The organism is Azotobacter chroococcum (genome assembly GCF_002220155.1).
Classification (GTDB): Bacteria; Pseudomonadota; Gammaproteobacteria; order Pseudomonadales; family Pseudomonadaceae; genus Azotobacter; species Azotobacter chroococcum.
Window position 1 is genome coordinate 213836 of sequence record NZ_CP011836.1, and the last position, 14697, is coordinate 228532.

Here is a 14697-nt window from a genome sequence, read left to right on the forward strand (position 1 = left end):
CCGGAACTCCGGCAAGTGCCCTTCAAGCCCTGGTGGCTTAATCGGCTGAATGAATAAAGCCGTCAAGAATTCCCCCCATTAAATTGGCAGACGTGTGTCTGCTGATTTAGTCGCGTAGTGATTACGCGGACGGGTGGTGCCGTCTCATAAATCACCTTAAAAATGCTCTTAAAAAACCAACCCATCGGGGTCGCAGACTCCCGCTTGGGGAAAATGCCGCCCCGTATTATCTCGAAAGGAGAATCTTATGGCACGCGGTATCAATAAAGTCATTCTGCTCGGCAATGTCGGCGGTGATCCGGAAACTCGCTCCCTGCCCAACGGCAATGCGGTGACCAACATCACGCTGGCAACTTCCGAGAGCTGGAAAGACAAGCAAACTGGCCAGCAACAGGAGCGCACCGAATGGCACCGCGTAGTGTTCTTCGGCAAGCTTGCTGAAATCGCTGGAGAATATTTGAAGAAAGGCGCTCAGGTTTATATCGAGGGCAAACTGCAAACCCGCAAGTGGCAGGGGCAGGACGGTCAGGACCGGTATACCACGGAAATCGTGGTCGACATGAATGGCACCCTGCAACTGCTGGGCGGGCGCAGAGACGGAGGTGAGGGGCAATCCCCGCAGCCTCAGCCGCGTGAAAGCGGAAACCCGCGTAAATCCAAAAATCAAGGAGACAAGTCAACTCCGGCTGCTCAGCCGGCTTCCGATGACGACTATCCTTTTTAAATAAAGGGCGGACATGAACTCATGCCCGCTTCCTGATCTGTAAAACAAAACCAGCGTCGGAAATACTCCCGGCACTATCCAAACCCTGAGGGGCGACTTGTCCCTTTGGGGGCCGTTCGCCCTGAAGGAATATTCTGAAAGGAGAACGGTTATGAGCGAAGTTCAAAAAAACACTCAAAAAGAGTTTCAAAATGCAGTGGCAATCATGGTCAAACTTGAAGACAAGTTCATTGAGCTGGTGAAGACATCGAATACGGATGTCGCCTTCAAGAATGAGTTGCTATATGCCTCGCAGGCGATGATGAATAACGACTATCTCTGCAAGGTGGCGCTCAGCAACTCGCTGAGTCTGCGTAATGCGTTCAGCCAGGTAGCCGCGTGCGGTCTGACGTTGAATCCCGCCCGGGGTTTCGCGTACCTGGTGCCTCGCGAGGGGCAGGTCATCCTCGATGTGTCCTACCGGGGCATGATCAAGGCGGCCGTGAACGATTGCGCCATCAAGGACTGCATCGTCGAGCTGGTCTACGCGAACGACGAATTCGTCTATCGAGGCAAGCGGCAAAGTCCAAGCCACACGTTCAACCCCTTCGACAAGAAGGCCGACCGTGGGGAGTTCGTCGGGGCCTTTGTCGAGGCCTTGCTGCCCGATGGGCGTGTCCATGTGGAGGCCGTCACCGCCGAGGAAATCTACGCGGCGCGCGAGGCTTCCGAGCTGTGGAAGCGGAAGAAGAAAGGCCCCTGGGTCGACTTCTTCGTCGCCATGGCGAAAAAGAGCGCCATCAAGATCGCCAGGAAATACTGGCCTCAGTCGGGACCCAAGCTGGATGAACTGATCCAGTACCTCAACACCAACGGTGGCGAGGGGTTCGCTTCGCAAGACGTGCCGCTGGCAGTCGTCGAGCGGGTGATCGGGGCGAACGATGAGGTCGAGCCGGTCGAGCCGCTGCCCACTTCCAACCAGGAGGAGGCTGCGAACGAGCCGGTTGCCGCCGCTCAACCGGCGGAGGAAGCCGATCGTGAACCTGAAAGGGCTGACCCGCCTGCTGCCGAACCTGCCGCCGATTCTGCACCTGCTGCCGATCCTGAGCCGCAGGCCGTCGAAGGCGAGGTGATGCCCGCGAAAGAGCCGGAACCCAAGCCTGCCGAACTGCCTGAGAAGGTGGTGAAGAAGGTGGCGGAACTGGTTCGCCGTGCCCGGGACCAGGGTTGCTGGGCCGCGGCCAAGGAGTACGTCTCCACGTGGCCGGAAGAAGCACGGCAATACGCGCTTCAACAGCTCAAGGCCGGCGAATACCTGGCGGCGAGCGAAGGGGAGTGAACCCATGGCCGATCTGATCGCGACCATCCTGTTGCTGCTGTTGCCGTAAGGCCTGCAGCCATTTGAAACCCACCCTGAGGGGGCATGTCCCTCTCCGGGGGTGTGCCTTTCTCGGGGAGAGAAAGGAATCACACCATGCGGACTTACCTGTTGAGCGTCACCGACATGAGCACCCGGCAGCGGGTTTCGTTTCGGTGTCGGGCCAGAACCTTCGCGGCAGCGATGAAGATGGCCGAGAAGGAGCATCCCGGCTTTTTTGCGGCACTGCGTTCTGCGTTCAAGGAGGGGCACAACCATGCGCCCATCGACACCTGAGCGTCTGAAGGCTTCGCTGCAGGACTGACCGGAAATGAAATCAATGCCAGGTACTTGAGCCGCACTGCGCGCTGATACCGGCTGAGCGCTGGAATTCCAGCAAAAAAAATTCCCTGAGGGGCGAATCTGCCCCCTGGGGCTCGTTCGCCTCGACGGGATGACCGAAAAGGAGAACGGATATGCGATCCAGCATGGCTTGTGTGATCGAGGGCCAGTCGAGCGCGTTCGATGCGCTCAAGGCATTGGGACGACAGGCGGGCAACGACCTGCTGCTCAGCTGCACGCTGCCGGTGGACCGGCGAGTGATCGAGGCGTTGAGCCGTGCAGCGGCACGCCGGGTTCGTCTCGATGGGCAGCGGTATGTCTGCCTGTTCGACGAGGGGCCGTTTGCAGAAGGCTTCTACGAGAGCTCCGGCTTGAACAGAACCGAACTGCTCAACTGGTGCGGGCTTGAAGCGCGATGAACGTCGCGCTCTGAGACCGGCATGACGGCTGGCCTTCCAGCCAGAAAAAATTCCCCGAGGGGCGAACCTGCCCCTCTGGGGGACTCGTTCGCCTCGAGGGGACCGCTTGGGCTTTTGAGCCTGGGCGGTGCACTCGAAAAGGAGAACGAAATGGAAGCTTTTGACATCTGCCAAGAGGCCTACCTCCTGGCGCGGCATGAACAGGAGTCGATGTTGCTGGGCGCGTCATCCATGAAGCCTTCGGCCTTCCGCGAGAAGACCGAGACGCTGCGTGAGGCGACCGATGCGCAACTGTTCAACGCCTTGCAGGCCCTCGGCGAACAGGCCGGTCGTGAGTTCCTGAGCCTTCCGGGGCCCATCGACCAGCGGCTCGCCGCGGTGCTCGACACGGCCAGCCGGACCCGCAAGAACAAGCTCGACGGGTTCGGGCTGGTCGGTGGCCTGCTGAAGAAGGGCAACCGCTTCGCCAGGGGGTTCTACAAGACCTCGGGGCTGGAGCCAAAGGTGCTCTCGGAGGATTTGAGACGGTGTTACCTGTACCGATCGGGTGGCCTCAGCCTCGATCCAGACGAAAAAGCTCGCCTGGGATTCGTTGACGAGGAGGTGAACGATGAAGGTCGTTGATCTCGAGCAGCGGACCCCGGCGTGGCAGCAATGGCGTCAGGAAGGTGTCAGCGCAACCAGTTGCGCGGTCATCATGGGGCAGCACCCCGACAAGACGCCCCTCGAGCTCTGGAAGGAGCTGGTCGGACTGATGACCCCGCCCGACCTGTCGGTTGTTCCGCAGGTAAGGCGTGGCCAGAAGTTCGAGCCGCTGGCCCTGCAGATGTTCGAGGAGAAATACGGCCAGCTGGGCTTGCCGATCTGCGCCAAGTCGCAGGAGCACCCGTTCATTCGGGCCTCCTTCGATGGCCTGCTGGGTGAGGGTGCCCCCGTCGAGATCAAGAATCTCGCGGAGGACAATCATCTGCAGGTGCTGGCGCTGGGGGACAAGAGCCCGGCCTTCCAGCTCTATCGCTGGCAGGTCATGCACCAGCTGATCGTCTGCGGCGCGCGGCGCGGGTACCTGTGGTTCTGGTCGCCGAAGCACGAGCCGTGCTGCCTGGTGGTCGAGCGGGATGACCTGCTCATCCAGCGGATCATCGAGGCAGAAAAAATCTTCTGGAAAAAGGTGGAAACCGGGACGCCCCCGGCAGCCGATCCCCTGCGGGATGTGCTGCCGATGGAGCAGACCGACGAAGCCGCCTGGAAGGCGTTGGCGGAAAAGCGTCGCGAGCAGGAGGCCAGAGTGGTCGCCCTCAAGGCGCAGCTGAACGCGCTGCAGAAGGAGGCCGGCGAGCTGGACACCCAGCTCAAGCTCCTCGTGAGAGCGGCAGGGTTCCGCCGGGCCGACGCCTACGGAGTGAAGATCACCGTCTACGAGACGGCAGGAACGGTCGACTGGAAGGCGATTGCCGAGGAGATGGCCCAAGGGAAGGAAATTCCGGCGGACCTGATCCAGAAACACCAGGGCGACAGTGGCTGCCGGACGCGCATGACGGTAGATCCCAGCTTTGACCCGAACCAGCCGGCACCGGTGCTTCGCATCCGCAAGCCGGCACAACCCGAACCGGAGGAACAGCCGCCCTTTGCGGCCGGTTTCTGGTTCTGATGCACAACCTCTCAACCCGGCCTTCGTGCCGGGTTTTTTTTGGCTATTCAGTTTCCGTGAACACCAGTAGCAGCGAGAGGCCGGGTATTTCCCCGGTCTTTTCTTTGTTTTACTATGTCAGGATTGATAGCTATATCTCTTTAAAGGTGACATATGTCGAAGGCCATCGTTGTGGAGGATGACCAGCTCGAACATGCGGTGAGAGTCGCCAAGATCAGCAGCGCCGAGAATGGCACTCGCGATGCTGCGCTGCTGCTCGCGTGCTTTGGCACTGGGATGACCGTGACCGAGTTGTGCTTGCTTCGGGTGAGCGACTATCTGGCCGAAGACGGGGGCGTTCTACACGACTCCCTGGTGCGCGCTGAGATCGCGTACAACGGCAAGCCGCGCCCGCTGTGCTGGACGAACAAGAAGCTGACCAACGCCATCGACGCGCATCTGGCCGAGCGCCTGGAGCGCGGGCATGGGGTGTCGGCGCGGAAGGCGGCCTATCGTGGCCTTGATTCTGAGTCCCCTTTGTTCGTGTCCGGGCGTACCGGCGAAGGGCTCAAGCTGAGCGCAAAGAAGCGGGACGGCAAGACCTACTACAGCGCGACTCAGCTCAGCCGACTGTTCACCCGGCTGTTCGAGCAGGCCGGCATCGAGGGCGCGAGCGCACAGTCAGGCCGCCGCACGCTGGCGGTGAAGCTCAGGCGCCGGGGGATCGACTTACGGCACATCAGCGAAATCCTGGGCATCGAGAGTCTGGAGGCCGTCAAGCGGCTCTGTGCGGGCGATCCGGCCCGGCTGGGCGAGATCGTGAAGAGGATCATCTAGCCAGAAACGAGAAAGGCCCACCTTACGGTGAGCCCTTCTTCTCGCGTGTCTCCGGGGGGAGGCTTTCGCCAACAAGTCCCAGAGCTAGTGAAGCAATCGTATTGCTCAGAATTGATGAAGTCAAGGAGTCAAAGCGTGCTGGCATCGGCAGCAGACATTCAGGCGATAGAGCGCGTGATCACGAGGCAACGGCTCAGCACCTATGCTGGGGCGCTAGGTATGCGCAATGCGCGCAGGACTCTTGACCTGTACGCTTGGAACGCCCAGGTGGCAGGTGCATTCATGCTTCCCCAGCAGATATGCGAGGTAGCCATTCGCAATGCTGCAGGAGAGGTGTTAGAGGCCGTGTACGGGCACCAGTGGCCTTGGGCACTCGGCTTCGAGCGGAGCCTTCCAGACCCAAAGTTCGGCTTCAGCTTGCGGAAAGAGCTGTCTTCAGCGAGAGGCAAGGCCCCTGCCGGGAATACCAACAAGGTGATTCCAGAGCTGAAATTTGCGTTCTGGGGAAAGTTGTTCACCCAGCGCTTCGACAGTCGTTTGTGGCTGCCGCACTTGCGCGGAGCGTTTCACGGCCTCCCGGCAGGGCTCCCGGTTCAGCAATGCCGACAGATGATCTACGAAGAGCTGGACAAGGTACGCGGGCTGCGAAACCGGATTGCTCACCACGAGCCGATCTTTCAACGAAACCTGGCCGCCGATTACGCCAGGATCGCAAGGCTCGTTGGTTGGCGCTGTCCGCGAACGGCGGCCTGGATGGATGAGGTTGAGACGGTGCGCGAGCTGCTTGGGGCGCGACCATGAGGTAGGGCAACGAAGGTAGGGTAATAGCGATGATGGCCTTGGGTTTCAGGCAGCTAGTGAGACACTGAGCCCATCACCAAACAGATCGAGGAAACAAACTCCAGAGGATGCCAGCGTGGATATTGAACTAATGTCGATGGCTGTGAAGGAGTGGGCGAGATCACAGCCGCTTGTACGGAAGGCATATATCTTCGGAAGTCGGGTGAAGGGTACTAATCGGCCGGACAGCGATCTTGACGTTGCTATCGAGCTTTTGCCCTTGTCTGGTGAGGAAGATTCAGGCGTTACTTGGCACAGGGAGGCGCAACGACTCAAAGACTCTATTGCTCAAATTGTTTCCGTAGCCATTGATCTTAATTGGTATGGAGGCGCTGATGAAACGCCATGCGTTCATGCGGGCCTTCAAGCCGGAAGTCGAGTGGTTTATGACTCTGATCCAACAGACCCCACCTTCGAATTAAAATGATCATGGAAAATGTGATGAATGACGAAGAAAGATTTTGGAGTGGTAAAAAGTTCCTCTTTTGGGAATTGGTCATATCAACTCTAACGAGTCTTTTAGCTTCTATTGGCACGTACTTCCAACATAGGGATGAATTTATATGGTGGATACCACTCGCCTTCTTCCCGGCTGCTTGGATATTGACCTATTTTCTTCTGACGTTCGCCGGGGTGGTTATTGTTGAAGATGAGGAGACAGAAGGAAAAGCCCGCGACACCTAAACTCCGAGGTTTGGGGCTGAGCCCATAGGAACACCGTGTCGCCTTGGTTGGTAGCACGCGCTGGCAGGCCCGATGATGACCTTGGGTTTCCGGCAACCCGTGAGAGGCTGAACCCACCACGAAACAGATCGAGGAAAACACGGCCGGCCTCTCGCGTGATGCGCGCCAGCATGGGGTGGTCAAAAACTGACCAGAGCGCAGGGGGATCGCAAATTTGCGAGGGAGGGCCGGCGAGTTCTGCCTTGAGCGGTGTGCCTCCCGCCGCCAAGTCCTCAAGCCCGTAGCCAGCTCACCGGGCAGTAGCGAAGGCGCTACAGGCCACCCCTTCCCCTATGGCCAAACGCAACTGGTCATCCTCCTGGCGGCTTGGCCCTCGTCGTAGGACAGATCACCTCACTGCGCTTGCGTGCATCACTGGAGGCCGGGATGGCGCTCGAACCAGGTGGTGCACGAGCAGCCTCTTTTCCGGCCACAAAAGCGCCGGAAAGCGACGCACAGCGTGCCGAGAAGCAGGTAGCGTCAAGGCCTCCCAAACGGCACAGGAAGCCCACTCATGCCCGCACCTATTCTCGCTTCGTCCATCGCAGTACTGCCCTTGCCGCCGTCGGTGAGTGACCATGCGGTCATGATTCCGGCCAGCGACTACGTATTGGGCGACAAGCTTTTTTCTCTGGAATCGGCCTCCCGTTGCGAGGAGTTGATCGCCCCGCATTTCAAAAGCAAGCCCTATATGGCCGTCGTTCTCGCCAATGAGAGTGATGTGATCCGACTCGGCCAGAACGGAACCATCTTCCTGGCGGACTCCAAGTCCGCGCTGATGCGAGCGGCTTTGCGCTTCGACTTGCTGGGTGCTGAAGTGGTGTGGGTGGAGTCCAGCAGCGACCAAGAGCGAGGGGAGTTCGAGTGGGCTCTCAAGTCAGAATTCGACAGTTTTTGCGCCTCGTTGAAATATCACGATTGGTGGAGGCCTGAAGATGAAGAGCGCTACCAATGCCACCTCAAAGAAATCGTCGGCGGCCAATGGCAACTCCTGGGTATGCCAGCCATTAAAGGATTGGCTTGGAAATCTCCTTCTGCGCCAGCCATCAAGAACTTCAATCTCAGCCAAAGAGAAGTCGAGGATATCTTTTTGGCCCAGATTTACGACTGGCTTCAAAGAGGCAATGAGAACGGTGAAAATGGTATAGGCCTCACTATCGAGGACCCGATCACCGGATATACCTTTCTCACGGAATTGTGGCGCTGCCTAGTAGAAGGGATGGGACGACTTTTCCAATCACATTATCGCGCCCGGTATTGAGTGCCCGACAGCACTTCTGTATTCAACACTTCCAAGGAAATCCAGTGAAAAAGATTGTCCTGTTTTTCGCTTCAGTTATTGCCATGACTGGCCAGCATGTTCTGGCAGGCGCCCCGGAGTCGTTCGAGAAAGCCAAGATCGCCCTGCGCGAGAAAGTCTACTTCGACCGGCAAACATCCGACGTTGGGGACCTGTATTGCGGTTGCCGATGGACATGGATGGGGCGCTCGGGTGGCCGTATCGACCTAAAGTCCTGCGGCTACGAAGTCCGGGCCGACAGCAACCGCGCCCAGCGCATCGAGTGGGAGCACATCGTTCCGGCCTGGGTGCTTGGGCACCAGCGGCAGTGTTGGCAGAAGGGCGGCAGGGAGAACTGCAAGACCAGCGATCCGGTGTTTCGCGTGATGGAGGCGGACATGCATAACCTGTCGCCCACGATTGGGGAAGTGAACGCGGACCGCAGCAACTACAGCTACGGCATGCTGCCTTCGACGCCGGCGCAGTACGGGGCCTGCCCAACCAGGACGGACTTCAAGCAGCGGGTGACCGAGCCCCGAGACGCGGTGAAGGGCCTGGTTGCCCGGGTGCAGTTCTACATGCACGACCGCTACGGGCTGTCGATGTCGCGCCAGCAGCAGCAGTTGTTCATGGCCTGGAACCGCATGTACCCGGCCAACGCCTGGGAGCGCGAGCGGGATCAGCGGATTGCGCAGGTCATGGGACACCACAACCCGTTCGTGACGGGCGAGCGCACCTGGACGCTGGGGCACAAGCCGAGCCGGGAAGGCTTGGCCGGGCAGGGCACGTCTACGCCCGCCCGCCGGCAGGTAGAGCAGCCGGTGCAGGTTGCCGAGGAGAGCGGCAGCGCCCCGGTGATCGGCAACAGCGCCAGCAAGGTCTACCACCTGCCGGTCGGCTGCCCGAGCTACGAGCAAGTGCAGGAGAAAAATCGTGTCTCGTTTGGGTCGGCGGCGGATGCCGAGGCTGCCGGGTTCCGCCGGGCTGGGAACTGCCGATAGGCAATTACGCCGCTGCTGGCGCTTTCTTCTGGAAGGCCAGCGGCGCGTCCGGTTTCCTGCCGTCGCGGCGGTCGACGAACTCCTTCATGATCTCCAGTACGGTCGAGTTGACAGCCAGCACCTGCATGGCCCGGGTGCAGGCCACGTACAGCAGGTTCATCTCGTCCACCCAGGCCTCCGGGTCGTTGTCCGGGTCGAACGGCTCGAAGGAGAAATCCTCGGCGAGCTGAACGGCGTCCCACTCCAACCCTTTGGCCCGGTGCGCGGTGCTCAGGGTGATACTGGCCTCCAGCTCGTCGGTGACCGCATTGCGGCGCAGCTTGGCGAACAGCTCCGGCAGGTTCTGGCTGTACTGCTCGACGATCTTGACCGAGCGGGTCATCTCCGAGTCCTGGCTTTCGAAGGCGACATCCTTGTACTGGTCGTAGTCGGGGTAATCCTGGAGGAGTTTTTTTCCCTTGATTCGCTCGCGCCAGCCCTTCGACAGGGCATGCAGGTCTTCGAGGTCCTGCAGGTTGTAGCCTTCGATTCCCCCCACCCAGAAAATCTTCGCCCCGGTTTCGACCCAGGCCAGTGCCTCCTCGATCACACCGACCACGGTGCGGCAAAGGATCGCCCGGTGCTCCAGATCGGCGGGCAGGGCCTTGGCAATGCGCGTCTGCTGCCCAAGGCCTGCCAACTGCCGGCGCTCGCCCTTGAAGTGCAGGAGCATGTTGGCGACGTGGGCCGCTGCCGGTCCGAAGCGGAAGGACTGGGTGAGATAGTGCACCTCGGCGTCGGCCAGCCAGGGGGCATCGAGGGCGTCGACGGCGCCCCGGAAGCGGTACAGCATCTGGTGACCATCGCCGCAGATGACGACGCCCATGCCGTAGGCTGCCTGCTGCGCCAGGAGGCCGGCGATCACCGGGTTGATGTCCTGGGCCTCGTCGCCCAGCACGATGTCGAAGCGGGTGCTCAGGTTCGGCTTCGACAGTGCCCAGAGCTTCAGGTAGCCATCGTGGGGGATGGGCGTGGCGTGGTTGTTCACGTCGCACATCTGCGCCCAGAGCCGGCGGGTGGCTTCGACGATACTGTCGACAGCCCGCCGCATGCGCTCGTTCTGCAGTTTTTCTGCGGGGAAGTGGAACAGTCCGATTTTCTCGTCCGCGCTGGCGAGGTAGTTGTTCAGGGTGTCCTGAACGCTGCGGACCAGTTCCCAGTTCTGGGAGTTGATGGCCCGGGCGATGTCGGTGAGGCGCAGGTTCCCGAGCTTGTGCTTGTACTTCGTACCGACAGCACCGTAGGCCAGGCCATGAGCGGTCTTGCAGGTCACGTTGAGGGGGAATTTCTGTTTGGCGGCCACCTCGACGCTCTTGTTGTAGCAGAGGTACAGAATCCGGGCCTCCGGGCGGGCCTGGGCGTAGCCGACCAGGGTCGTGGTCTTGCCGGTGCCGGCGAAGGCGATGAGCTTGATGATTCTGGCCAGCGATCGGATCGCCGGCTCCTGTTCGTGGGTGAATTGCATGTGTCTGGCCTCGCGCATGCGCTGCAATGGTGGTTGCAGGCCATGCTACCTGCCAGCCGAAAAATCCCAAGGCGCTGGCCGGGCATCGCCTTGGGCGCGTGTCGCGGTGCGGCTAGTCCTGGACGGGCTGCACCAGAGGCCCGGCTTCCTGCGGCGCATCGTCCTGCCAATCGCCCTCGGCCACCCCACGCCACCACGGCTCCACCGCCTCGATCCGGGCCGGCTCGACCGGCTCGCCCAGGCGCGGCATGACCAGCCCCTCCGAGGCGTGCGCCAGCAGCACATCCGCCGGCTGGGCCCAGGGATGCATCGCCAGGTTGAAAGTGCCCCAGTGCACCGGCAGGAAACGCCCGCTGCCCAGCTGTGCCCAGGCCTGCAGGGCGTTGTCCGGGCCCAGGTGCACATTCCCCCAGGCCGGATGGAAGGCGCCGACCTCGAGCATCACCAGATCGAAGGGGCCGAGCCGCTGGCCGATGTCGGCGAAGGCCGGCGAGAGCCCGGTGTCGCCGCTGAAGAACACCGCATGGTGCTCGCCGCGCAGGGCAAACGACGACCAGAGGGTCACGTTACGGTCGCGCAGCCCACGTCCGGAGTAGTGATGTGCTGGCGCGGCGGTGATCGCCAGGCCTCCCGGCAGCACGGTGCGCTCCCACCAGTCGAGCTCGACGATGCGCTCGGCCGGCACGCCCCAGGCCTCCAGATGCAGGCCGACACCGAGCGAGGTGACGAAGGGCACCCGCCGCTTGGCCAGCGCCCGGATGCTCGGGTAGTCCAGATGGTCGTAGTGGTCGTGGGAAATCAGCACCGCATCGAGCGGCGGCAGGGCCGCGATATCGACCGGCATCGGATGGAAGCGCTTGGGGCCGAGAAAGGGCAGCGGCGAGACGCGAGCGCCCCACACCGGATCGGTCAGGATGCGGTGGCCGTCGATTTCCAGCAGCACGGTCGAATGGCCGAGCCAGGTGGCCCGCAGTCCGGTTTCGACGGGACTGGCCCAGCTGGCGCGTGGGTCGATGATGGGGTGGGGGTTCGCCGGCGTGCGGCCCTCGCCGCGGAACAGAAAGTCGGCCAGCGTCGGCCGGCCCTCGGGCACGCGCTGTACGCTGGGCTGGTAGGTGTTCATGAAACCGCCGTCGGCATACTGTCTGGAAGCCTGTATGCGTTCCAGCCTCAATCCGTTGGCACGTCGGGCCGAAAAAACCATCCTAGATCTCCTGTGAAGGGGTGTTCGAGCCGGGTTTTCCGCTCGAAAGGGAAAGTTTGCGTGTGTCCCAGCCATCCCAGCCAGGCGGAGCGGGAATAATTTCCTGCGTTCCGGATTGGACCTCTGCGCCAGCGCCAGCCCCGCTCGGAGTATCCCGACCGGCTTGCCCGCTGGGCAGGGACTGGGCCTCCCCGTACCGTCGCAGCGGGTAGGCGAGGGGAAGGAAGGGCCGCACAGGTGCCTCTCCCAAGTCGCCGCCCTGCTCCAACGTGCCAGCAAAAGCCCGCACGGGGCGGGCTAGAACAGGCTTCTGCTGGTTGGGAGGGCTTCTCACACCCAGCCCTTTCAAGGTCTCTTACCTTTCGAGGCCTCGATTACACGGGCCGTAGACACATGAGCGCGGGCTGCGGCGCTATCGACCTACTCCCGGGTCTTCTTCACCTTGGGGCCACGCTTGCTGGTGGCCACCTGGCCGGGCTTGATGTGCCGTGCCAACTCCAGCAGGCGCTGCGCCAGTGTGCTGGCCGAACCGTCGGCCCACGTTGGCCAGTGCTCCACCGGCAGTGCGACGAGCATCCCCTCGTAACGGCTTCTGACCTGGACTGCCAGGTGGTAGGGGGACGCCTCCCAGCCCTCGGGAAACTGTTCGCGATGGGCCTGTTCGACACTGCGCTTGAGCACGGCCAGGAGGTTGCAGGCCAGCACCGCCACGGCAAACCCCAGCAACGCTGCCCGAGGATGGCCCAGGCGGCGGATCTCGCTCTGCAGGACCGATTCCAGGCGTTGGAACATCCCCTCGATACGCCAACGCCGACGGTACAGGTCGGCAATCTGCTGCGCACCGATCCCGGCCGGCAGACTGCTCCACAGCCAGAGCACGGATTCGCCCGACTCCGTCGGCCGATCCAGGCGCAACTCGATGCGCCGCCAGGGCGCCTGGCCCTCGTCTATGCGGATGTCCTGTTCGAGGACCCAACCGGTTTCCACCCGGCCCCGGTCGTGCCAGGGCCCCTGATGAACGATGCGCGGATGCCTGGCATTCTGGCGCACGATGAAGTCGGCCCGGCCCTGCTGGAGCGACTGGAGAATCGTGCGGGTGCAGAAATGCCGGTCGGCCATCCACAGCTGTCCCGGCCGGGCACTGTCCAGTAGCGGCAGGACGCCGGTACGTTCGCTCTCGTAGGCATCCTCGCAGGCTGCCAGATCGGTCACCAGGTCGAGGTCGGGGTCGTAGACCACCAGCGAATGCCCCGGCAGCGCGGCGGCGCGCTGGTTGCGCAGCGGCGCCAGGCGTTTCTCCGAGGCCGGCAGATGATTGCCGTCGACGATGCGCACCTGCCAGCCGGGCAGGCAGGGCGCCGTGCCCAGGGCCGAGACGACCGGCTCCAGGCGCTGGGTGCTGCCCTGTACCAGGGCCCGCAGCAAGGGCGGTTCGGTACGCTTGACCTTGTCGTACAGCGCCGCCAGCGACACGGGCAGGTTGTCCATCTGGCGCGCGGCGGCATGCAGCGAAGGGCGCAACCCCAGGGAAACCAGCGACATCAGTTCGACCACCGTGGAAAACAGCAGTTCGCGTGGATACTGGCGTTGCCGGTGAGTCTCGAACACTTCGTCGACCCAGGCGGCCGGCATCGCCCGCTCCAGCGCCAGCCGTGCCATGACGCTGGCCGGTGCCTGCTTCTCGAAACGCGCCAGAATCGCATCCCACATCGTCTTGCCCTCCCGCCTGATCATCGGGAGAGTTTACGCAAACACCTTGAAAGGGCTGGCTTTCAGAGCAACAGCGTCAAGGACAAGCACGTGCTGTCGCTGTGGCGGCTGGGACCGGAGTATGCGCGCACTTATGCGGACATTTTCCGGGAGAGGCTGCGGGAGCTGGAGTTGGCCCTGCGGCGGGAGGTCCACCGGCAAGCGCAGGAGTTTGGTGAGTTTGTGGGGATCGTTCAGGGCCAGCGCTCTGGCTGTGCCGGGCACTGGAGTTGCTCGAACACATGGCTGCGACGGATTTCCAAGCGACCATGATCCTTGTCGATCTGCTGCACGAACCGATGCGGCGTCTTGTCGGGATATGCGTTCAGGAAGGTTTCGAAAAAGTCTTTGATCGACTCTGCCAGACGCGGCTGATTTTCCTTGACTGCCAGCAGGTAGTCGGCCTGACGGTCACGGACGGCCTGCGCAATGCTCGGTTGCGTCCCCATGGCATCGATCGTCACGATGCAGCGCTTCGAGCGCCAGTGTGGCCAGCAGCTCGGGGATTGCCGTCCTTTCGTTGGACTTTTCGGCAGTGGCACGCTGCCCCAGCACGACACCGGCCTCGGCGGCAAAAGCACTGACCAGATGCAGCGGTGCCCCCCAGCCTTGCCGGATCGACGACGGGTCTTGCCATCCAGAGCGACGACTCGAGGCGAAAGACTGGGCAGGATCATTTCTACCCAGCGTCGAAAGGCCGCCTCGAATTCGTCGGGATCGATCAGGCCGAACGGCTGTCCGAAGGTGTCATGCGAAGGAATGCCATGGGCCAGCGTCAGAAAGCGGCGAAACCGGTCCAGCCGCTGCTCGGCCCATAACTCGATCTCAATGAAGGTATCAGCCCCAGCCAGTACGCCACAGACGGCAACGACCAGGGTTTCGACCGGATCATGGCGAATTTTGCCTTGCTGGCGCGGATCGTTGAGCGAGACGAATACATCGGAAATGGGGAGGTGATGCGACATGGAGGGCAACCACAGTAACGAATGCTTCAGAATGCCTGCCTGTGTCGCATCGACTCAACGGTCGGACCTTCATGCGATTGCCCTGCGCTGACTCACCTGCCCGGCACAGCGCTCTCGGCAACCTGGTAAACGGACTTGGCCAAA

15 protein-coding genes and 2 pseudogenes are annotated in these 14697 nt (G+C 61.8%); 13 read left to right on the forward strand and 4 right to left on the reverse strand.

Going from position 1 to position 14697, the window contains the following annotated elements; translation table 11 throughout:
• The first annotated feature begins 247 nt into the window (after window positions 1-247).
• The 12 genes from ssb to ACG10_RS22440 all read left to right on the forward strand — a co-directional run bounded on the left by ssb (window position 248) and on the right by ACG10_RS22440 (window position 9131).
• The gene (gene ssb / locus ACG10_RS22385) at window positions 248-724 is read left to right on the forward strand and encodes a single-stranded DNA-binding protein (protein ID WP_089170095.1); all 477 of its coding nucleotides are present in this window, start codon (window positions 248-250) and stop codon (window positions 722-724) included.
• Window positions 725-875: 151 nt separating this feature from the next.
• On the forward strand, window positions 876-2042 hold the full coding sequence (locus ACG10_RS22390) for a RecT family recombinase (protein ID WP_089170096.1): 1167 nt from the start codon (window positions 876-878) through the stop codon (window positions 2040-2042).
• A 135-nt stretch (window positions 2043-2177) separates the two neighbouring features.
• Window positions 2178-2357 carry a hypothetical protein gene (locus ACG10_RS22395; RefSeq protein ID WP_089170097.1) on the forward strand — a complete coding sequence of 60 codons (180 nt, stop codon included), beginning with the start codon at window positions 2178-2180 and terminating at the stop codon, window positions 2355-2357.
• A 179-nt stretch (window positions 2358-2536) separates the two neighbouring features.
• Window positions 2537-2821, forward strand: coding sequence for a hypothetical protein (locus tag ACG10_RS22400; RefSeq protein ID WP_040107235.1), 285 nt, complete (start codon window positions 2537-2539; stop codon window positions 2819-2821).
• 150 nt (window positions 2822-2971) lie between these two features.
• Window positions 2972-3445, forward strand: coding sequence for a hypothetical protein (locus ACG10_RS22405; RefSeq protein ID WP_089170098.1), 474 nt, complete (start codon window positions 2972-2974; stop codon window positions 3443-3445).
• Window positions 3432-4472, forward strand: coding sequence for a YqaJ viral recombinase family nuclease (locus tag ACG10_RS22410; protein WP_089170099.1), 1041 nt, complete (start codon window positions 3432-3434; stop codon window positions 4470-4472). Before ACG10_RS22405 ends, ACG10_RS22410 begins: the two co-directional genes overlap by 14 nt.
• Window positions 4473-4625: 153 nt before the next feature.
• The gene (locus ACG10_RS22415) at window positions 4626-5288 is read left to right on the forward strand and encodes a site-specific integrase (RefSeq protein WP_089170100.1); all 663 of its coding nucleotides are present in this window, start codon (window positions 4626-4628) and stop codon (window positions 5286-5288) included.
• A 135-nt stretch (window positions 5289-5423) separates the two neighbouring features.
• The gene (locus ACG10_RS22420; RefSeq protein WP_232487302.1) at window positions 5424-6089 is read left to right on the forward strand and encodes a hypothetical protein; all 666 of its coding nucleotides are present in this window, start codon (window positions 5424-5426) and stop codon (window positions 6087-6089) included.
• Between the two features lie 115 nt (window positions 6090-6204).
• Complete coding sequence (locus tag ACG10_RS22425) at window positions 6205-6555, forward strand: nucleotidyltransferase family protein (RefSeq protein ID WP_157731514.1); 351 nt, start codon at window positions 6205-6207, stop codon at window positions 6553-6555.
• A 14-nt stretch (window positions 6556-6569) separates the two neighbouring features.
• Complete coding sequence (locus tag ACG10_RS22430) at window positions 6570-6812, forward strand: hypothetical protein (protein ID WP_089170102.1); 243 nt, start codon at window positions 6570-6572, stop codon at window positions 6810-6812.
• Window positions 6813-7365: 553 nt separating this feature from the next.
• A complete protein-coding gene (locus ACG10_RS22435; protein WP_089170103.1) occupies window positions 7366-8112 on the forward strand; it encodes a hypothetical protein in 747 nt (248 codons plus the stop codon).
• 44 nt (window positions 8113-8156) lie between these two features.
• A complete protein-coding gene (locus tag ACG10_RS22440) occupies window positions 8157-9131 on the forward strand; it encodes an endonuclease (RefSeq protein WP_232487303.1) in 975 nt (324 codons plus the stop codon).
• Window positions 9132-9135: 4 nt separating this feature from the next.
• Here ACG10_RS22440 and ACG10_RS22445 read toward each other — a convergent pair whose 3' ends face one another.
• The 3 genes and pseudogenes from ACG10_RS22445 to ACG10_RS22455 form a co-directional block, all read right to left on the reverse strand.
• Window positions 9136-10635 carry a UvrD-helicase domain-containing protein gene (locus ACG10_RS22445; RefSeq protein WP_089170159.1) on the reverse strand — a complete coding sequence of 500 codons (1500 nt, stop codon included), beginning with the start codon at window positions 10633-10635 and terminating at the stop codon, window positions 9136-9138.
• A gap of 112 nt (window positions 10636-10747) precedes the next feature.
• A complete protein-coding gene (locus ACG10_RS22450) occupies window positions 10748-11839 on the reverse strand; it encodes an MBL fold metallo-hydrolase (RefSeq protein WP_089170104.1) in 1092 nt (363 codons plus the stop codon).
• Window positions 11840-12184: 345 nt separating this feature from the next.
• Window positions 12185-13498 (reverse strand): annotated as a pseudogene (locus ACG10_RS22455) (IS4 family transposase).
• 111 nt (window positions 13499-13609) lie between these two features.
• On the opposite strand from ACG10_RS22455, the pseudogene ACG10_RS23970 reads away from it, so the two are divergent.
• A pseudogene (locus tag ACG10_RS23970) lies at window positions 13610-13765 on the forward strand (IS4 family transposase); the annotation flags it as partial.
• Window positions 13766-13782: 17 nt separating this feature from the next.
• Here ACG10_RS23970 and ACG10_RS22460 read toward each other — a convergent pair.
• On the reverse strand, window positions 13783-14553 hold the full coding sequence (locus ACG10_RS22460) for an ISAs1 family transposase (RefSeq protein ID WP_232487304.1): 771 nt from the start codon (window positions 14551-14553) through the stop codon (window positions 13783-13785).
• Window positions 14554-14697 lie beyond the last annotated feature (144 nt).